This window comes from Pandoraea sp. NPDC087047, assembly GCF_044745225.1.
Classification (GTDB): Bacteria; Pseudomonadota; Gammaproteobacteria; order Burkholderiales; family Burkholderiaceae; genus Pandoraea.
In genome coordinates, this window is the sequence record NZ_JBIUZU010000007.1 from 274,040 (window position 1) to 292,722 (window position 18,683).

19 protein-coding genes are annotated in these 18,683 nt (G+C 64.0%); 7 read left to right on the plus strand and 12 right to left on the minus strand.

Annotated features, from left to right (window positions below):
- The first annotated feature begins 20 nt into the window (after positions 1–20).
- Positions 21–191 carry a hypothetical protein gene (locus ACIPHM_RS15575; protein WP_400329712.1) on the plus strand — a complete coding sequence of 57 codons (171 nt, stop codon included), beginning with the start codon at positions 21–23 and terminating at the stop codon, positions 189–191.
- Positions 192–260: 69 nt separating this feature from the next.
- On the opposite strand, the gene ACIPHM_RS15580 is transcribed toward ACIPHM_RS15575, so the two are convergent.
- Both ACIPHM_RS15580 and ACIPHM_RS15585 read right to left on the minus strand, forming a co-directional pair.
- Positions 261–1,325: a porin gene (locus ACIPHM_RS15580; RefSeq protein WP_400329715.1), complete on the minus strand. Its 1,065-nt coding sequence runs from the start codon at positions 1,323–1,325 to the stop codon at positions 261–263.
- 507 nt (positions 1,326–1,832) lie between these two features.
- Positions 1,833–2,771 carry a LysR family transcriptional regulator gene (locus tag ACIPHM_RS15585; RefSeq protein ID WP_400329718.1) on the minus strand — a complete coding sequence of 313 codons (939 nt, stop codon included), beginning with the start codon at positions 2,769–2,771 and terminating at the stop codon, positions 1,833–1,835.
- Positions 2,772–3,000: 229 nt separating this feature from the next.
- On the opposite strand from ACIPHM_RS15585, the gene ACIPHM_RS15590 reads away from it, so the two are divergent.
- The 4 genes from ACIPHM_RS15590 to ACIPHM_RS15605 all read left to right on the plus strand — a co-directional run bounded on the left by ACIPHM_RS15590 (position 3,001) and on the right by ACIPHM_RS15605 (position 8,178).
- Positions 3,001–3,900: a VOC family protein gene (locus ACIPHM_RS15590; RefSeq protein ID WP_400329721.1), complete on the plus strand. Its 900-nt coding sequence runs from the start codon at positions 3,001–3,003 to the stop codon at positions 3,898–3,900.
- Positions 3,801–4,892, plus strand: coding sequence for an NAD(P)-dependent oxidoreductase (locus ACIPHM_RS15595; protein ID WP_400329723.1), 1,092 nt, complete (start codon positions 3,801–3,803; stop codon positions 4,890–4,892). The genes ACIPHM_RS15590 and ACIPHM_RS15595 overlap by 100 nt, the downstream gene beginning before the upstream one ends.
- A 118-nt stretch (positions 4,893–5,010) precedes the next feature.
- The gene (locus ACIPHM_RS15600; protein WP_400329726.1) at positions 5,011–6,525 is read left to right on the plus strand and encodes an aldehyde dehydrogenase family protein; all 1,515 of its coding nucleotides are present in this window, start codon (positions 5,011–5,013) and stop codon (positions 6,523–6,525) included.
- A gap of 285 nt (positions 6,526–6,810) precedes the next feature.
- Positions 6,811–8,178 (plus strand): DUF3100 domain-containing protein, encoded by a 1,368-nt coding sequence (locus ACIPHM_RS15605; RefSeq protein ID WP_400329728.1) that lies wholly within the window; start codon positions 6,811–6,813, stop codon positions 8,176–8,178.
- A 186-nt stretch (positions 8,179–8,364) separates the two neighbouring features.
- Here ACIPHM_RS15605 and ACIPHM_RS15610 read toward each other — a convergent pair whose 3' ends face one another.
- The 3 genes from ACIPHM_RS15610 to ACIPHM_RS15620 all read right to left on the minus strand — a co-directional run bounded on the left by ACIPHM_RS15610 (position 8,365) and on the right by ACIPHM_RS15620 (position 9,875).
- Entirely contained in the window at positions 8,365–8,940 is a 576-nt protein-coding gene (locus tag ACIPHM_RS15610; RefSeq protein WP_400329731.1) for an EF-hand domain-containing protein, read from the minus strand.
- 24 nt (positions 8,941–8,964) lie between these two features.
- Positions 8,965–9,228 carry a hypothetical protein gene (locus tag ACIPHM_RS15615; protein WP_400329733.1) on the minus strand — a complete coding sequence of 88 codons (264 nt, stop codon included), beginning with the start codon at positions 9,226–9,228 and terminating at the stop codon, positions 8,965–8,967.
- Between the two features lie 158 nt (positions 9,229–9,386).
- Positions 9,387–9,875, minus strand: coding sequence for a hypothetical protein (locus ACIPHM_RS15620; RefSeq protein ID WP_400329736.1), 489 nt, complete (start codon positions 9,873–9,875; stop codon positions 9,387–9,389).
- Positions 9,876–10,714: 839 nt separating this feature from the next.
- Here ACIPHM_RS15620 and ACIPHM_RS15625 point away from each other — a divergent pair.
- Both ACIPHM_RS15625 and ACIPHM_RS15630 read left to right on the plus strand, forming a co-directional pair.
- A complete protein-coding gene (locus tag ACIPHM_RS15625) occupies positions 10,715–11,344 on the plus strand; it encodes a TetR/AcrR family transcriptional regulator (RefSeq protein ID WP_400329739.1) in 630 nt (209 codons plus the stop codon).
- Positions 11,345–11,355: 11 nt separating this feature from the next.
- Positions 11,356–12,333: a LysR substrate-binding domain-containing protein gene (locus ACIPHM_RS15630; RefSeq protein WP_400329742.1), complete on the plus strand. Its 978-nt coding sequence runs from the start codon at positions 11,356–11,358 to the stop codon at positions 12,331–12,333.
- A gap of 161 nt (positions 12,334–12,494) precedes the next feature.
- Here ACIPHM_RS15630 and ACIPHM_RS15635 read toward each other — a convergent pair whose 3' ends face one another.
- From ACIPHM_RS15635 to ACIPHM_RS15665, 7 genes are all read right to left on the minus strand, one after another.
- On the minus strand, positions 12,495–12,854 hold the full coding sequence (locus ACIPHM_RS15635; RefSeq protein ID WP_400329745.1) for a helix-turn-helix domain-containing protein: 360 nt from the start codon (positions 12,852–12,854) through the stop codon (positions 12,495–12,497).
- A gap of 220 nt (positions 12,855–13,074) precedes the next feature.
- A complete protein-coding gene (locus ACIPHM_RS15640) occupies positions 13,075–13,785 on the minus strand; it encodes an ABC transporter ATP-binding protein (RefSeq protein WP_400329748.1) in 711 nt (236 codons plus the stop codon).
- Complete coding sequence (locus tag ACIPHM_RS15645) at positions 13,782–14,552, minus strand: ABC transporter ATP-binding protein (RefSeq protein WP_400329751.1); 771 nt, start codon at positions 14,550–14,552, stop codon at positions 13,782–13,784. The genes ACIPHM_RS15640 and ACIPHM_RS15645 overlap by 4 nt, the downstream gene beginning before the upstream one ends.
- The gene (locus ACIPHM_RS15650) at positions 14,549–15,523 is read right to left on the minus strand and encodes a branched-chain amino acid ABC transporter permease (RefSeq protein ID WP_400329754.1); all 975 of its coding nucleotides are present in this window, start codon (positions 15,521–15,523) and stop codon (positions 14,549–14,551) included. The genes ACIPHM_RS15645 and ACIPHM_RS15650 overlap by 4 nt, the downstream gene beginning before the upstream one ends.
- 28 nt (positions 15,524–15,551) lie before the next feature.
- Positions 15,552–16,472: a branched-chain amino acid ABC transporter permease gene (locus ACIPHM_RS15655; protein ID WP_400329757.1), complete on the minus strand. Its 921-nt coding sequence runs from the start codon at positions 16,470–16,472 to the stop codon at positions 15,552–15,554.
- Positions 16,469–17,341, minus strand: a complete 873-nt coding sequence (locus ACIPHM_RS15660; protein WP_400329759.1) for an alpha/beta hydrolase — start codon at positions 17,339–17,341, stop codon at positions 16,469–16,471. Before ACIPHM_RS15660 ends, ACIPHM_RS15655 begins: the two co-directional genes overlap by 4 nt.
- Before the next feature lie 64 nt (positions 17,342–17,405).
- Positions 17,406–18,599, minus strand: a complete 1,194-nt coding sequence (locus ACIPHM_RS15665) for an ABC transporter substrate-binding protein (protein WP_400330029.1) — start codon at positions 18,597–18,599, stop codon at positions 17,406–17,408.
- Positions 18,600–18,683: the final 84 nt, after the last annotated feature.

Here is an 18,683-nt window from a genome sequence, read left to right on the forward strand (position 1 = left end):
GAAAAGGTGCGGCGGGTTTTTTGCTTTCTGACTCGCGCAGCATCTCGCTCGGGCGCGATATCGTGAATGCGGAAGCCGGTATCGACGTGAAATTCGGCAAGCAGCTCTCGCTTCACGGGGGCGTGAACGGCAGCCTGCGCAAAGGACAAACGCAGGCGGGTGTGGCCGGATCACTCATGTACGTCTGGTGATCGGCGGTCACGGGATGCCGGTCTGTCCGGCACCCCTGGCATCGGGGGGACGCGCAACGCTACCCCCGATCAGAACGAATGCGATACCCCGATATAAGCGCCGGTCTGGCTCTTGCCGGCTGGCGGGTTGTCGAGCGAATCGCTGGGAATGGCCGCGACCGAGAAGCTCTGGTTCGCGCTGTTCTTCACGTAAGCGACGGTGCCGTACAGGAACGTGCGCTTCGAGAGGTTGTACGTCGTTCCCAGTTCGAACATTGTGGCGTGCCCGAAGCCGCCCGGCACATTCACGTGATACACCGCCGCGTTCGCGGCCCACACGGCCGTGGCCTGATACTTCACGCCTGCCCAGTAGTGATCGGCGCGCGTGGCGAAGTCGGGCGCAGGAGCGTCCGGTGCCGACATGTGCGTGTAGCCCAGCGAGATCGTGAAGCGGTTCAGGAACACATTCGCACCGGCGAAGTATTCGCGTGACGTGGCGAACACGTCGGTGAAGCGTCCGTTGGCATCGCGGATCTCGTCGTACAACGCACGCAATTGGAAGCGGTCCTGGGTGTACGTCAACTGCGCGCCCATGCCGCGGCCGTTGTTGAACTGTCCCGCGATGTTGGAGAAGGCGTACTGACCCGCCACATCGAAGCCGTACCAGTTCGGGCTCTGATAGTTGACGGTATTGCTCGCCTGCGGCCAGTTACGTCCGCGTACGAGCGACGCCGACGAGAAGGCCTGCTGCTGGAACGGATCGAAGTCCCAGACCCCGTTGCTGATGAACAGGTTACGCCCGATCGTCAACTGGCCCCACGAGCGGGAGTTGAAGCCGACCAGCGCGCGACGGTCGAAAATCGAACCCGACCCATTGTTATTGAAGCCGTTCATCAACTGGAACCCACCTTCCAGATTGAATACGGCGTGCAATCCTTGCCCGAGATCTTCATAGCCGCGCAGGCCGAACAGGCTCGTCCCATAGTCGCCGCCCTGCGCACTCCAGCGCGACGCGGTGCCGCCGTTACCGTCCTGCAAGTTATTCATGAACTGAAAGCCACCATCGACACGTCCATAGAGCTGCACACTCGATTGCGCGTGTGCGAACGTGCCGATGCTGCAAAGCAGGCTTGCTGCAATGAGCTTCTTCTTCATGGTCTGTTCCCCAGGTTGCGTTTTGCCCCGCCCCTTTCTTGCGTGGTAATAGCCGACGTCACGGCGCAGCGCCCGAGCGGGGGCGATACGAGATGTCGTCGGGAAAGCCTGAAATTTCGTTACGAGTGACGAGAAATCGGTAAGCGGGAACGCCGGGGCAACGGTTGCCGCATGGGGACATGCAGCCGGTTGCAAGTGATGCCGTCACGCTCTGGTCGTCAGAGATCGTTGTCATGGCAGTCCACTGGCGTGGGGTCGGCGGCGGCGCGCGCCATTCGCGCGCGGCCATGCGACCGGTATTGGTGTCGAGCTGGGACCGGATGTGTCGTACTGCGACGCAACGAAAAGGCCCCCATTCGCCTGTTGGCTTCTTTATATCCGAATTCCCCCGTGCGCAACATAAGGGAAAGGCTCGATACCCGGATTGTTGCGTGTGTACAACCGAGCCACCCCGGCGCAAGGTTTTTCAGGTCGGAAAATGCGGGCGAAAGGCTTCATGCGGCCGTTTCAGTCCGGCGCCCCGAAGGCCTCCATCTTGCTGGCGAGATGCGTGAGCAGACGATTGGCCGCCCCGGATAACCGCCGTCCGGCGCGAGTGATGAGATGCGCCTCGGCACCGCTGAGAATCGGGTGATCGACCGGCAGCGCGCACAACACGCCTGCCTCGACTTCCTGCGACACGGCGAACGTCGGCAGGAAAGTGGCTCCCAGTCCCGCGCGCACGAAGTGCTTGAGCACGGAAATCGAGTTCGTCGTGACGGTCGGGGTGAGCCGGTGCTTCTCGGACTGCTCGGCCAGTTCCAGCAACTGGCGTGTGCCGTAGGAGCCGTGCATGAGCGCGAGCGGCACCTCATGGAGGTCGTCGAGCGTGAGCGCGCCGGTCTTGCCCGATTGGGCCGCCTTTTCGATCAGAGGCGAGCCGGGGGCGACGATCGCGTGCACGGGCTGCGACATTTGTGCCCGCGAGACGATCTTGGGCTCGGCCGGCGGGTTGTAGACGAGCCCGATGTCCGCATCGTCCTCCGCGACGAGTCGCATGACCTCGTTGGTGCCCGCCAGATCGAGCGTGAGGGTGATGTCGGGGTAGCGCTTGCAGAAGTACTGCAACGGCGCGCCCATCAGATCGCTGACGAACCCCTCGCCGACCGCCAGCCGGATATGCCCGCGCCGCAGCCCGCGCACTTCCTGGAGCTTGGCGAGCAGGTCTTCCTGGTGGGCGCGCTGCTCCCGGTAATACTCCATGAGCAGGCGACCCGCCTGTGTCAGGTGCACGCCGCGCTTGTGACGTTCGATGAGTGGCAGCGCCAGTTCGGCCTCCAGCAAAGCGATCTGGCGGCTGACGGCGGATGGGGCGATGTCGAGTCTGTCGGCGGCGGCGCGCACGGTGCCGCACTGCACGGCCTCGAACAGATACGACAAACGGCTTTCATTGATGGCAGGTGTCATGCCATAAAGACTAATTATTAGAACAAAAATCTTCAAGCGTTGTCATTGAGCGTGGTTTTTTTTCAATTCACACTGCGAAACATGCGGATCGGCCCCAACGCCGGGCAACGAACCCAGGCGAGGCCCGGCGTCGGCGGCCCGATTCCGCGCCAGTTTCGATGTGACCTGAAGTGACCTAATGTGACGCAACGTGACGCCAAGTCACGCCAAGGCCTCTCGGAGACCCCCGATGATTCCTCCGCGCAATACGCGATTCGGCATCGATCATCCGCTGGTCACGGTGCATGACCATCCGCGGCGGCTGGCGCATTACGAGCGCATGGGGTTTGCGCCGTCGCCGGTCTCGTATCACCCGTGGGGCACCGTCACGTCGCTCATGATGTTCGGCGAGAACTTCATCGAACTGATCGGCGTCGACAACGCGGCCAAGTTCGGCACGAACGCCGTCGGCGACTTCTGCTTCGGGCGTTATCTCGGCGGATTCCTTGCACGCGAAGAGGGCGTGTCACTCGTCGCCCTTCACAGCAAGGACGCCCGCGCCGACCACGCCCGCCTCACGCAAGCCGGGCTCAACACACAAGGCATTCTCGATTTCCGCCGCGCCATGCGTCGGCCCGACGGCACGCGTGACGAGGTCGTCGCCTCGCTCGGGCTGTTCATCGACGATTCGCTCGGTGACGCCTCTCACTTCATCTGCCATCAGCATCGTCCGGAGCTGGTCTGGGTGCCGGAGTGGCAGCAGCACGCCAACGGCGTGACCGGCGTCGTCGGGGTGACGTATGTGACGCCCGACGCCGCCGCGTTGCACACCCTCGCGACCCGCTGGCAGCGCATGTATGGCGTGCGTCAGGTCGATCTCTACGGTGGCGGCGCCGTGGTCGACACGGGCTGCGGCCACTTGCGCGCGTTGTCGCCGCAGCGGGCCGAAGCGCGCTACGCCGCGGTGGGGCTGCCGATGGCGCAGGGCGTGCGCACGCATGCCGTGGCGATCACATTGCTCGCCCCCGATCTGGCGCACGTCGAGGCGCTGTGGCGCGAGCATGGCGTGCCGTACGGCTACAACGAGCACGGGCTCGTCGTCGAGCCCGAGTTTGCCGGCAACGTGGTGCTGGAGTTCGTCAACCACTAGCGCGGCGATTCCCTGAAATTTCCAAGCGTCGGCCGGATGCCCCGGCCGGCGGAGCAACGCGGCGTCGCCCGTGGGGGCGGCGTCATTCTCGCAGTCAATCTGGAGTCAACATGAAAATCATCGGAGTGGTCGGACTGGGCAATATGGGACGCGGCATGGCGCTGTCATTGCAGCGCGGCGGTTTCACGGTGCTCGGTTTCGATCCGTCGCCGGCTGCCGGTGCCGCCCTGGCCGACGCGGGCATCGGCCTGCGCGCTTCGGTCGCCGAACTGGCTCGCGAAGCCGACGCACTCGTGCTGTCGCTGCCGACGTCGCAAGTCGTCGAGGCGGTTGTGAACGGCGCCGACGGCATTGCCGCAAACGGACGCGCGGGCCTGATCGTCGTCGACACGTCCACGGCCGACCCGCAGAGCACGCGTGCCCTGGCCGTCGCGTTGCGCGAGAAGGGCATTGCGCTGGTCGACGCGCCGGTCTCCGGGGGGCCGAAGGGTGCGCTGAACGGCGCACTCACGATGGTGCTGGGCGGCTCGGCAGACGACATCGCCCGCATCGAGCCGGTGCTCGCCGCCATGTCGGCCAAGCGCGTACACATCGGTGATGTGGGCGCGGGGCACGTGACCAAGCTCATCAACAATCTGATGTGCGCCGCGCATCTCGTGGTGGCAGGCGAAGCGATGCGTCTGGCCAAGGCCGCGGGCGTGGCCCCGGCGCAGGTGCTCGAAGGCCTGAACGCGGGGTCCGGGCGCAGTGGGGTGACGCAAACCAACTATCCGACGTGGATTCTCAACGACGCCTTCGACTCCGGCTTCACCATGAAGCTCATGCGCAAGGACGTGCGTCTGGCAATGGCGCTGGCCGAGCAGGCAGGCACGCTGGCCACGGGGCCGCTGTCGGCAGAAGTCGGGCGTCTGTGGGCCGCGAGCGCCGGGAGCGTGGGCGACGACGAGGACTTCAACAGCATCGTGCAATTCATCGAACCGGGCCGCGCGTAATCGCGCCGCTTCGCTTCCTGCCTAGGTTCCTTTTCAGGTTCCCGCTGCATTTACCGCTTTTTCTTTTTCGTTTGACGACACGATGCGCCCGCGACGGTGCATCGCACGGAGTGATCTCATGCCAGACCAACAAGCTGCCGCCTTGCTCGGCGCATTCGCCCGGTTCTTCCCTAACGCCACCACCATCGGTTCATTCGTGAACGGTGAGCTGGTTGAAGGCACCGGCGAGACGACCATCGACATCGTGAACCCGGCCACCGGCCAGACGGTGCTGACCTACCGCGACGCCGGTGCCGCCGTCGTGGCGCGAGCTGCGGACGCGGCTCAGGCAGCGCAAAAAACGTGGTGGGCGCTGACCCACGCCGCTCGCGGCCGTGTGATGCAGGCCGTCGGCAGCAAGATTCGCGAGAACGCCGAAGCGCTCGCACAGCTCGAGTCCGTCGGCGCGGGCAAGCCGATCCGCGATTGCCGCGGCGAGGTCGGCAAAGTGGCGGAGATGTTCGAGTACTACGCGGGCTGGACCGACAAGTTCTTCGGCGACGTCATCCCGGTGCCGAGCACGCACCTGAATTACACGCGCCGCGAAGCGATGGGGGTGGTGTTGCAGATCACCCCATGGAACGCGCCGGTCTTCACCTGCGGCTGGCAACTCGCCCCGGCGATCGCCATGGGCAATGGCGTGCTGCTCAAGCCCTCGGAGCTCACCCCGGCGAGCTCGCTCGTGGTCGCGGCGCTAGCCGAGCAGGCCGGCGTGCCGCGTGGCCTCATCAACGTGCTGGCCGGCTTCGGACACACGACGGGCCAGGCCGCGATCTCGCATCCGGTCATCAAGAAGGTCGTGTTCGTCGGCTCGCCGGCTACGGGCAGCAAGATCGCCGCCGCCGCTGCGCAGCGCCTGCTGCCGAGCGTGCTGGAACTGGGCGGCAAGTCCGCCAACATCGTGTTCGACGATGCCGACCTCAAGCGCGCGTGTCTGGGTGCGCAGGCCGCCATCTTCTCCAGTGCCGGCCAGAGTTGTGTGGCGGGCTCGCGCTTGCTGGTGCAACGTGGCGTGTACGACCAGATGATCGAGATGCTCGCGCGCGGCGCGGAAAAGATTCGCGTGGGCGAGCCGCTTGACGACGCGACCGAAGTCGGCCCGATCTGCAACCGCACGCAATATCAGCACGTCATGAACATGATCGACGCGGGTGTCGCGGGCGGCGCGCGTCTGGCGGCGGGCTCGCAGCAGCGCAGCGACGGCGGCTTCTTCGTGCGTCCGACGGTGCTGGCCGACGCGAACAACACCATGGGCGTGGCGCGTACCGAAATCTTCGGCCCGGTGGTCGTGGCGATTCCGTTCGACACGGAAGAAGAAGCGCTGGCGATTGCCAACGACAGCGAGTTCGGTCTGGCGGGCGCGGTGTGGACGCAGGACGTGGCCCGGGCCCACCGCGTGGCCGCGCAGGTGGACGCCGGTACGTTCTGGATCAACGGCTACAAGACGATCAACGTGGCGTCGCCGTTCGGCGGCTACAACCACAGCGGCTATGGCCGCTCCAGCGGCGTGGAAGCGCTGTATGAGTACACGCAGACGAAGAGCGTCTGGGTTGAGACGGCCGCCAACCCGGCCACGCCGTTCGGCTACGTCTGAGCGTTGTGCGGGGCCGTTCCAGTCTGCGAGACATCAGGCCGGAACGGCTATTTTGACCGCGTATAATGCCGCCCTCGGGCGGTTCGGCGCGTAGTGCTATTGCTGTCACCAAGGCGTGCCAATATGGCGAGCGTTCAGCGCCGTGTCGGAGACGTCCGAGGGTTTTGAGACCTGAAGGACGGTGCGCCGAACTTCCTTAACCACCGAAATGATCGCCAGACTGCCGGGTAGCCGGAAAGCGCAAGGCATCGGACCGGTTCAATAGCAAGTGCAGTGGAGACCCAGATGGCAGTCATGGAACAAAAAGCGGCCAAGCCGCAAGGGGGCGCCTTCAGCGATGGCGTGCGCCTGTATGTTTGGGCAATCGTGATCCTCGTGATCGCGGAGCTGATCGGCGCGATCAGCATCAATGCCGGTCACGGCAAGATCGTGTTGTTGCCGATGGTCTGGGCGTTGTTGCTCGGCGCGGCGTTGGGCCTGTCGCAAGCGCGCTTGCCGCGTTTCGCGCAGATCGATCTGCCGATGCAGCACAAGGCGGCTGCCATTTTGCAACCGGCCCTGCTGCTCTTCGTGGCAAAGCTGGGCCTGCTCGTGGGCGGCTCGCTGCCCAAGCTCGTGGCCGCTGGCTGGGCCCTCGTCTTCCAGGAATTCGGCCACTTCGTCGGCACGATCATCCTGGGCCTGCCGGTCGCGTTGATGCTCGGCATCAAGCGCGAAGCCATCGGCGCGACCTTCTCGGTCGGTCGTGAGCCGAGCCTCGCCATCATCGGCGAGAAGTACGGCTTCGATTCGCCCGAAGGCCGTGGCGTGCTGGCCGAGTACCTGACCGGTACCATCTTCGGCGCCGTTTTCATTTCGCTGTTCGCGGGCTTCGTTGCCAGCCTGAACCTGTTCCATCCGCACTCGCTCGCCATGGGCGCCGGCGTGGGCTCGGGTTCGATGATGGCGGCTGCGGCCGGTGCCATCGCCGCACAGCAGACGCCGGAAGTCGCGAAGGAAGTCGCAACGTTCGCCGCTGCGTCGAACCTGATCACGACGACCATCGGTACGTACTTCACGCTGTTCATCTCGCTGCCGCTCGCCGTTTGGGGCTACCGCGTGATGGAGCCGGTACTGGGCCGCATGAGCCGTCGCGGTCGCGCCAACGCCGAAGCCGCTGCCGTGGCCGACGCCGAAGCCGCCAAGGAACTGAAGCAGGCCAGCACGGCCCACACCGTCGAAATGAACTTCGGTGCGCGTCTGTTTGCATGGGTCTTCTCGGGTACGCTGGCGCTGGTCGGTAACAGCATGGCCTTCAAGACGCCGTTCCTCGACGGCGTGCCGGGCATGCTGATTATCATCGGTGCCGTGATCGTTGGCGAAGCGCTGTACTTCGTGACGCGCCGCAAGGTGCCGGCCGTGTGCTGGGTGTCGCTGATCGCGATGTTCCTGACCTCGCCTGCGTTCCCGTTTGCACCGGTCGTCGAGCAGTTCACGGGCAAGATCAACTTCCTGTCGCTGGTCACGCCGATGCTCACCTACGCCGGTCTGTCGGTCGCCAAGGACGTGCCTGCTTTCCGTCGTCTGGGCTGGCGCATTGTGGTCGTGTCGTTCCTCGCGAACGCCGGTACGTTCCTCGGTGCCGCGATCATCGCCGAGTTCTTCCACGTGTAATGCGTGCCTGAGGGGCGCGCGGGGGTGACAGCTCGCGCATACCTGACGGGAAAGCGAATACGCCACGGCATGCCGTGGCGTATTTTTTTGTGTCGCGAGATCTGACGTTCGGCGGCCGTTTCGTGACGGAGCGCATTGGATTGCGTCACCCCGCCACCCCGTCGGTTCGCGTCAGTTCACGTCGGCTCAGGGCTTGGTCGTTGCCGCGTCGGCCTGCGAGCGCTCGTGATAGTAGCGACGGAAGAACGTGCGGATTTCGGCCGGCGAGAGCTTGCCGTCGTGATTGACGTCGATCTCGTCGAAATGCTGATAGAGGAACGGTTCGGACGCTGCGGTTTCCTCGCGGCTCAGATAGCCGTCGCCGTCCTTGTCGGCGGCCTTGAAGTAGCGCTCGAACGTCGCGCGGCGCGCCTGCAACTGACTGCGTTGATACGCGGCCCATTCGTTGCGGTCGATCTTGCCGTCGTGATTGGTATCGATGGCGTCGAAGGAGCGCTGGAGGTACAGGCCGAGCGCGGCATCCTGGTCGGCGGCGTCGCCGTAATCGGGGCCGGTGGCATTTGTCATCGGGGGCGGCGCTGTCGGCGTTGACGGCACGACGCCGGTCATCGGTGCACCGGACTGCGCAAAGCTCGGCAGCGCGGCGAGCGACAGCGCGGCGGCACCGGCGCACAGGGCGATGGCGGCGAGCGCTCGGCGGCCGAGGCGTCGTGTCTTGAGCGTTCGAAGCGTGCGTTGGCGGAGTGTGTCTTGCGGTGTCATGTTTCGCTTCTCCTTAAGTTCGCGTTAGCGGCGACGGTCATCCGTGATGACATTCCCGATCACGCCCCCGACCACGGCACCCCCCACGGTCGTTCCGAGGTCGCCACCGGAGATGAGGGCACCGCCGAGCGCGCCGACACCGGCGCCCACCGCGGTATTACGCGATTCGCGCGGTGTCATGCTGCCGCACCCGGCCAACGCGCCGATGAGCGCAGCGCCCACGACAATGGGCGCGGCCGAGCGCGAAAGATGTGAGATGTGCGAGATCCATCGTTGTGTGGTTTTCATGGCGCATGGCTCCTTCAAAGGGGCACGGAGCCCCGGATACTGGCAGGTGTTTCAACCGCGACCGGATCGCGGTTGGGACACGTTTTGCCCGTTATGGGTGGACAAGCGGGTGACTGCGTGAACAGCGTGGAAAGCGCGGGAATCGTCTCGTCGCCCGTTCAATGCGCGGTCTCCGAGCCCGGTGCCGGCGCGCCTACGCCATTGGCCGGGTTCGATTCCTGATAGGCCGGGGGCGGCGGCGGAGGCGGGTACGGACGCCCCTGACTGTCGGACGAATACGGTCGGCCATAAGCATCTGTCGGCGGATAGGGACGTCCGTAGGCGTCGGTGTTCGGCGCCACGGGCCCGGACGGCGAAGCGTAGGGACTGCATGCCGAGCCGGGCGCATACGGCGGCGGGCCGCAGTTCGGCTCATACGCGGGATTCGTCGTTTCGTTGCCTCGGTACGGCAAGCGCGGTTGCGGCGGCGGCGCATAGGCACATCCCGCCAGGCTCAGCAGTAACGTTGCTAGCCCCACCGCCGAGGACGTCCGGGCAATGCCGGCTTTCGACATGCGCGCCGACCGGCGTTTGGCCGTCCGGTTTGTCGCGTGGTTGTCGTCGGGGGTGCCCTGACTCGCAGGGTGCTCGGTGTTCGTTCGCATCATGACCTCCTTGCGAGAGCGGTGTTTGTCCCGCCCGTCGTCATCATGGATTGACTCAGTTCGAATGACTCGGATCGAGTGCATCCGATGGCTTGAGCCAGTACCGGGATTTATTCACTTCCGATTTCAGTGCAGTGGTACATAAGTTGGACGCAAATTGCGGGATTTGGATCGATGCATGTTGTAAGACTTTGTAATAACTTTTGGATGTTCCACCTGACGGGCCCCCGCAGGCGTATTGCACTGCACACAATGCGCAGTACATATACAGTAGTCCGAATCAATGTAGGAATGCGCTGACGGTGCGTTCTGACATTGAGGGCGATGGCGGATCCACGTGGACGCACGTTAAGGCACATGCAGGCACATGCAGGCACATGAACGCACGCGATGACGCACATCGCGAGCCACAGCATCGGTGACACGCGAAGTGCGTGTTCGTTGCCGCGCGAGAATGGCGTTGGCATGGGTGCTTGTATCCGTTTTTGCATTCGGTTGCATATACGACAAAAGCTACGATGGCGGCTCACTGTCCCGCGTTGCATGCATGGCACCGAAATTGTTCAATTTTGAAATACCAGACGCGAGAGACTTTGACGGAAGGCAGCTTCGTCGGTGTGCGGGCAGCGTGCGTCAAGACGGCGCATTAAGCGATGTCTGTCATCGCAATCCACGATGTATGCGTTGAAATACCGGGAAAATCCGGGGGAGTGTTTGCGCGTAGTTTTCGACGCAACTTGCGTTTGCACTGGCATACTGTGCCCGCTGACATCGGGTATTGACGTCAGTGAAAGTTGAGAATTCTCGATCGAGGTGCCCGGCGTCTCCGTGCAGACTTACACATGCCACAAGTCAAGAAAGAAGACATTCGTCTCGCCATTCTCGAAGCATCGCATGCCCTGTTTCTCGAAAAGGGGTATGTCGATACCACAATGGTGCAGATTGCCAAGCGTGCCGGTATTTCGCACGCGAACATCTACAGCTATTTCTCCGCGAAGCTGCAAGTCTTCTTCTGCGTCTACGAGACATGGTTCAAGGCGCGGATCACCGCACTTGAGGCACAGGTCATGGCGGCACACGGTGCGCATGCTCGCATGCGCACCCTGCTCGGCGGCCTGCTCGTCGAGACGCCAAGGCTCGACAACGGCTTCTCGCACAATCTGGTGCAGGCACTGGCGACCGTCAGCCCGGGCGATCCGTACGATCCGTCGCTGCTTCAGTGGTTTCGGGAGCGGCTGTCGGGCATGCTCGGGGCGAGTGCGCCGAGTCTCGCGCGCGACGGCGTTCGCCGTGCTCGTCTCATCGATATGCTCGTGCTGACCTTCGACGGGTGCCTCGTCAATTATCACGTCAATCCGGCGTCGTTGCCGGACGTGGCCATGCTCGAAGAGTACGTGGCGGCTTTCCTGTCGGGCGAACCTGCCGAGTCGGCAGCGGCGCCGCCAGCGTCTGGCTCCGCGGCGGCGGCCTGAACAGGACGCCGATGCGCAAACTTGCCTGGACTGCCCTCAACCTCGGACGAAAGCTCAAGTTCCACCAGCTTCAAGTCTTCGACCGCGTGCTCGAGACGGGCTCGCTCGTGCGTGCCGCGAACGAGACCGGCCTCACGCAGCCTGCGGTGAGCAAGATCGTGCACGAGCTGGAAGCCTGCTTCGAGGGGCCGCTCTTCGTACGCAGCAATCGCGGCATGCAGCCCACCGAACTGGGCGAGCTGCTCGGCCATCGCGTGAAATCGCTGATGGCCGAACTGCGTTATCTGACGGACGAAGTCAACGCATTCAGTGCGGGAACGAGCGGACACGTGATCGTCGGCACGCTCATTTCGGCGGCGGCCGATCTGCTGCCGCGCACGATCGCTATGCTCAAGGAACACACGCCGGGGGTACGCGTCACGGTGCGCGAAGCCACGACAGCGCAGCTCTTCCCGGCGCTGGCGAGCGGCGATCTGGATATCGTCGTGGGACGTCTGCCCGAGCGCTCGCTGCCTGTGGCGAATGCCTTCGCCCTGACCCATGAGATTCTTTTCAACGAATCGCTCAGCGTGATCGGTGGCAAGCGTCACTGGACGCATATGCCCGAGCGCGTACCGCTTGCGCAACTGCGCGACGGCGGGTGGATTCTGCCGGTGCCCGAGTCGCCGTCCCGGCTGGCTGCCGAGCGGCTCTTTCACGACGCGGGCCTCGCGTTGCCCGAGGATGTCGTGGAATCGCTCTCGGTGCTGACCAACATCGGCCTGATGCTGGAGACGCCGCGGGTCGCGCTGATGCCGCGTGCAGCGGCAACGCCGTTCGTCGAATCGGGGTTGCTGCGCGTGCTGGCCGACACGATGCCCGGCAGTTTCGGTGACGTGGGCTATTCGCTACGCGCCGACAAATCGCCCAGCCCGGCGTGCGCACGGTTCGTCGCCTGTCTTCGCGAGGCGTGCGGTCTGGCGCCGGAGTCCATTCATCGCCATCCATAAATGAATCAGGGGGCATACCGACGCAAAGGTATGCCCCCTGTGACATGGGCCGAGGCAAGTGCATGCCGGGCCTATGAGTCTGGCCTACTTGGCCCATAACCGCCTCACCAACCGCCCCATGAACCGGCTCATGGTCTTGCCTGGCCTCGGCACTCAGCGGTTCAAAGACGTGCTAGCGACGAAACCAGTCCCGGGTTCTGTTGAACGAGGCGGATCAGACAGGCCGCCTGGGCGTTCGGACGTGCCCGCCCTTGCTCCCAGTTCTCCAGCGTTCGCGGGTTGGTTCGCAGGTAATGCGCAAAGACATTGCGCGACATGCCCAGATGCTTGCGTAGCGCGAGTAGTTCGTCGGGAAACACTTCCAGCTTGGGAAGCGGTGTACGTGGCAACTCCTTGATGTTGAGCGGAAGATCCGCAGGAAGACCGTTCTTGACGTGAGCCGGCTCAGCGGGCGGCGGCGCACCGGTGTCCTGCGTGAGTAGCCAGCGGAAGGGATTCGAAGGCGTATTCGAGTAAGCCATAGTCCTGACCGGTGTCGATGAGTAGTTGATCGGGAGCGCTTGCAAAGTCAATCAAGCGGAGGTGATTGCACCACATAGTTTTGCTGGGTGCTTTCACAAAACACTCCCGATTTTCGCGTCTGACACCTATCGAGTACTACGCACCTCATGTAGTTGAGGTGCCGCAGAGTGTACGCAAAGAGCTGACGTCCGCAGCTTGGCGTGCACTCCGCGCACCCCCTCACACGCCCAGATAAGCCTGCAATTCCGGCAAGGATTGACGCAGCCGCGACGAGTCGCCCTGCCAAGCCACGCGGCCTTTATCGACGATGTAGTGGCGGTCGCCGAGCGCCAGCATCGGAGCCAGATTCTTGTCGATGCAGAGGATCGACAAGCCGCTGCCCTTGAGTTGCTTCAGACATTGCCAGATTTCACCGCGAATGAGTGGCGCGAGCCCTTCCGTCGCTTCGTCAAGAATGAGTAATTTCGGATTCGTCATCAACGCTCTGCCGATCGCTAGCATTTGCTGCTCGCCACCGGACAGATTGCTGCCGAGATTTTTCTCCCGTTCACGCAGGCGCGGAAACAATTCGTAGATGCGATCCAGCGTCCACGCAGAGGGCGCGCCATGACGATTGCTCGCCGTGGCGACGAGGTTCTCACGCACCGTGAGAATGGGAAAAATCTGGCGCCCCTCGGGGACAAGTCCCATCCCGGCGCGTGCAATGCGGTGCGACGGGCTCGCATGCACCGGCTGCCCGTCGAACACGATTTCGCCACGAGCGGGACGCATCAGACCCGTCATCGATTTGACGGTCGTCGACTTTCCCATGCCATTGCGTCCGAGCAGGGTGACGAACGCACCGCGCTCGATTTCCAGATCCATGCCGAACAGCGCCTGACTCGCCCCGTAGTACGACTCGACGCCGGACAAAGACAACAAGGTACTCATGCCGTCGCTCCCAGCATTTCGTTGCGGGTTTCGTCCCCGAGATAGGCTTCGCGCACGAGCGCATCGTTGCGGATCGCCTCCCCATTGCCACAGGCGATGGCGCGTCCATAGACCAGCACCGTGATGCGGTCGGCCAGTGCGAATACGGCGTCCATGTCGTGTTCCACGAGCACGATGGCGTAATCGCCCTTGAGATCGGCCAGCAGATGCGTCATCTGTTCGGACTCCGCTTGCGACATACCGGCCATGGGCTCGTCGAGCAGCAGCAGCTTCGGCTGGCCGGCGAGCGCCATCGCGAGTTCGAGCTGACGGTGTTCGCCGTGGGCAAGGGCGCTCGCCGGCACATTCATGCGGGCGGCCAGCCCGGTGCGCGCCAGAATCTCGCGCGCCGGTTCGACCAGCGCAGCCTCGCGAATGGCCGGACGCCAGAACCCGAAGCTATGCCCCTGCATCGCCTGCACGGCCACGAGCACGTTTTCCAGCGCGGTGAACTCGCGAAACACCGATGTGATCTGGTAAGAGCGCGTCAGTCCCGAGCGGGCACGCTGCTCGATGGGCATGGCGGTGATGTCGTGACCGTTGAAATGAATGCTGCCCTCGTCGGCGCGCAACTCGCCTGCCAGTTGGCCGATGAGCGTGCTCTTGCCTGCGCCGTTCGGGCCGATGATCGCATGCAGCTCACCCGGCGCGACGTCCAGACAGAAGTGATCGGTAGCGGTCAGCCCGCCATAGCGTTTGACCAGTTGGTCGACCCGGAGCAGGCTCATGCTTTGCCCTCCACGGTGCACGTGCGACGCGAGAGACGCACCTGCAGGTCGCCGAGCAGGCCGTAAAGCCCGCGTCGCGAGACGAGGACGGCCACCACGATCAGCGGCCCGAAAATAATCATCCAGTGCTCCGTCATGCCCTTGAGCCATTCCTCGATGAGCAGCATGGCGGCGCTGCCCAGCACCGGGCCGAAGAACGACCCCAGGCCGCCGAGCACCACCATCACGATCAGTTCGCCCGAGGCCGTCCACGCCATGTAGGCGGGTGAGACGAAGTGCGTGAGGTTCGCATAGAGCATGCCCGCTACGCCGCAGACCATCGCGCTGACGATGTACGCCACGAGCTTGTAGCGCAGCGTCGGGTAGCCGAGGGCGCGCATGCGGCGGTCGTTCTGACGCGCGCCGCGAATGACCATGCCGAAACGCGCCTCGACCAGACGGCGGCCCGCCCACACGCACAGGCACAGCACGGCGAACGCCACGTAATACAGCACGGCGGGGTCGTCCAGCGTCACATTGCCGAAGCGGCTGCCTGCGGACACCGGCAGGCCGTCGTCGCCGCCGTATTGCTTCAGGCTCACGGCGAGGAAGTAGAACATCTGCGCGAACGCCAGAGTAATCATGATGAAGGCGATGCCGGTCGTGCGCAGCGAGAGCAGGCCGGTGATCGCGCCCACAATGGCGCACAGCAGCAACGTTACGCCGAGATGCGCGAAGCCGTTGTCGATGCCGTGAAAGCTCAGAATGCCCACGACATAAGCGCCCAGACCGAGATACAGCGCATGGCCAAAGCTGACCATGCCGCCGTAGCCGAGGATCAGGTCGAGCGAGACGGCGGCGATGGCGAACACCACGATGCGCCCGAACAGGGTGAGAAAGAACGGTTGCTGAGCAAACGTCGCGTACAGGGGCACCAGCGCCAGAAAGGCCAGTAACAGCAATGGCACGGCGGTGCGTAGATTGAGTTTCATTTCCATCGTTTCCGTCATCAGCCGTGGGTTAGCCGTGTTTGACCGGGAAGAGACCCTGCGGACGCACGGCGAGCACTGCCGCCATCACCAGGTAGATGAGCATCGAAGCGAGCGCGGGTCCGGCCGTATCGGCGGTGCTGCGCTCCATGAGGCTGCGCAGCAGCGTGGGCAACGCGGTACGTCCCACCGTATCGACCACGCCGACGATCAGCGCGGCGAGAAAGGCGCCGCGCACCGAGCCGATGCCGCCGATCACGATCACGACCATCGTCAGAATCAGGATCGGCTCCCCCATGCCCGGCTGCACCGAGAGGATCGGCCCGGCCATGAGTCCGGCGATTCCCGCGAGGATCGCGCCCAGCCCGAACAGCAGCGAGTTGAGCAGCACGATGTTCACACCGAGCGCGCCGACCATCTGGCGATGCGTCGAGCCGGCGCGGATCAGCATGCCGATGCGCGTGCGGTGAATCAGCAGGTAGCAGCCCAGCGCCACCACGAGGCCCACGACGATGATGAGAAAACGATAGGCCGGGTAATCGAGACCGAACAGGCTGACCGTGCCGGCGAGCCACTCGGGCACCTCCATGTAATACGGCGACGGCCCCCAGATCATGCGCGCGAGTTCGTTGAAGAACAGGATCAGGCCGAAGGTGGCGAGCACCTGATCGAGGTGATCGCGGTCGTAGAGTGTCTTGAGCGCGACGAATTCGACGATCAGACCGATCACCAGCATGGCCGGCACGATGGCCACGGCGGCGAGCGCGAACGATCCGGTGTGGTTGTACACCGTGGCCGCGATGAAGGCGCCCATCATGTACAGCGAGCCGTGCGCGAGGTTCACGAAGTTCATGATGCCGAACACCAGCGTGAGACCTGCGGCCATCAGAAACAGCAGCACGCCGAGTTGCAGCCCGTTCAGGCACTGCATGACGAAGAGTGTCAGGCTCATGTCGTCCCCCGGGGCAGGCCCATCTGACGGAAGATGGCTTGCGTGAGCGGGCTCGTGGCGTCGTTCAGCGTGAGCACGATATCGAAGTGATTGGTCCCTGGCATCGGCACGTACTCGCCCGCGAAGCCTTTCTCGCGCCACGCGGCGAGATAGTCGTCGCTCTGGCGTTTGAATTCCGCCGTCTCGGTCTCGCCGTAAGACACGACGATCGGGCAGCCGTGGACCGGCAACTGGAAGTGCGGACTGTTGCGGCGCGCGTCGTCCGCCGACAGCTTCATCCACGCGTTGATATGCGTGAACGGAATCGGCGTGAGATCGAACAGGCCGGAGAGCGGCGCCGCGCCTGCGATGACGTCTTCCGGCACGCCGTATTGCGCGTGCCAGCCCTGCGCGAGCAGCATGCCCACGAGATGCCCGCCGGCCGAGCTGCCGCAGATGTGAATGCGGCGCGCGTCGCCGTGGTGCTCGCTAATGTGGCGATGCACCCAGGCCAGTGCGCGGCGCGTCTGGTCGACGATGGTGTCGAGCGACGCGCCGGGCGCGAGCGAATAGTTGAGGGTGACGACGGTGGCGCCAGCGCGCGTGAACGCGGGCGCCATGTTGCTCGAATCGCTCTTGTTCAGCGCGCGCCAGTAGCCGCCGTGAACGAAGAAGAACACCGGCGCGCCAGGGGCGGGCGCGGGGAAGATGTCGAGCGTCTCGTCGGGGTGATCCCCGTAGGCGACATCGAGAACGCAGGGCACGGTGGCGCGGGCACGCGCGCTCTCGCCGGCGTATTGCGTCAGGATGTCGAGAATGTTGGGCGTGGTAGCGCGAGCGTTGTACTGAATGTCCAGCTCGGCTTCGTCGAAATTGCGGTAGCGCTTCATAAACCCTCGATAGTGCTCAAAGACAGCGGGGGCGCGTTGCCCCCGCTTTACAGCGTTCAGAGGCTTACGAGCGGATCTTGCACATCGAGGCCAGATTGGCTCGCGTCTTGATGTCGATCTTTCCCTTGTTCGCAAACGCTGCGCCGCTGCCGTCCTTCACGACATCCACGCGGTAGAACGGCGCAATGGGGAACTGGTTGCTGGCGAACTTGAACGATCCGCGCACGGACGGGAAGTCGGCGGCCTTGAGCGCGGCACGCAGGGCCTCGCGGTCGGCAACGCTGCCCTTGGTCTTGGTGAGGGCGGAGTCGATCAGGTTCGCGGCGTCGTACGACTGTGCGGCGTACATCGAGGGCACCCGGTTGTATTTCTTCTGGAAGGCCGCGACGAATTGCTTGTTCTGCGCGTTGTCGAGGTCGGGCGAGTACGGCGCGCTGGTGATGCTGCCCACAGCCTGTTCCTTCAGGGCCGGCAGCGTCGAGCCGTCGATGGTCGACACGGAGATCAGCGGAATCTTGCCGAGCAGCCCGGCCTGACGGTATTGCTTGACGAAGTTCACGCCCATGCCGCCCGGATAGAACACGTAGACGGCGTCGGGCTTGGCGGCCTGCAACTGGGCGATCTCCGCCGAGTAATCGGGCTGGTTGACCTGCGTGTACACCTCGTCGACGATCTGGCCCTTGTAGTCGCGCTTGAAGCCGTTCACGGCGTCGCGCCCGGCCTGATAGTTCGGGGCCATCACGTACATCTTCTTGTAGCCGAGGTCGGTCGAGAGCTGACCGCCGGCTTCGTGCAGTTCGTCGTTGTCCCACGATGTCGAGAAGAAGTTCGGGGAACATTGTTCACCCGCGATCGGCGTCGGACCGGCGTTCGAGCCGACCATGACCACGCCCGCGTTCGTCACGTTCTTATGGATGGCCATCATCACGTTCGAGAACGTCACGCCGGTGATGAGCTGCACCTTGTCGCGCTCCACCAGCTTTTGCGCCGCCTGCACGCCCACGTCGGGCTTGAGCTGATCGTCTTCCTTGATCACCTGCACCGGCACGCCACCCAGCTTGCCGCCCTTTTGCTCGACGGCGAGCATGAAGGCGTCGTACTGATCCTGGCCTAGCGCACCGCCCGGGCCGGAAAGCGTGCCGATGAAGCCGATCTTCACCTGAGCGTGCGCGCCGTTCGAGGCGAGCAGCGCCGCAGCAGCGGCGACGGCGCCCAGTACGGCGAGGGCTTTGCGTTGCGTGGTCTTCGTTCCCGTCATCATGGTCTCCAAACGATGAATTCAAGCACTGTCAGCGGTGGACTCGCGCCGGGATACCTGACCGCTTCTTCACGTCGGTCATGG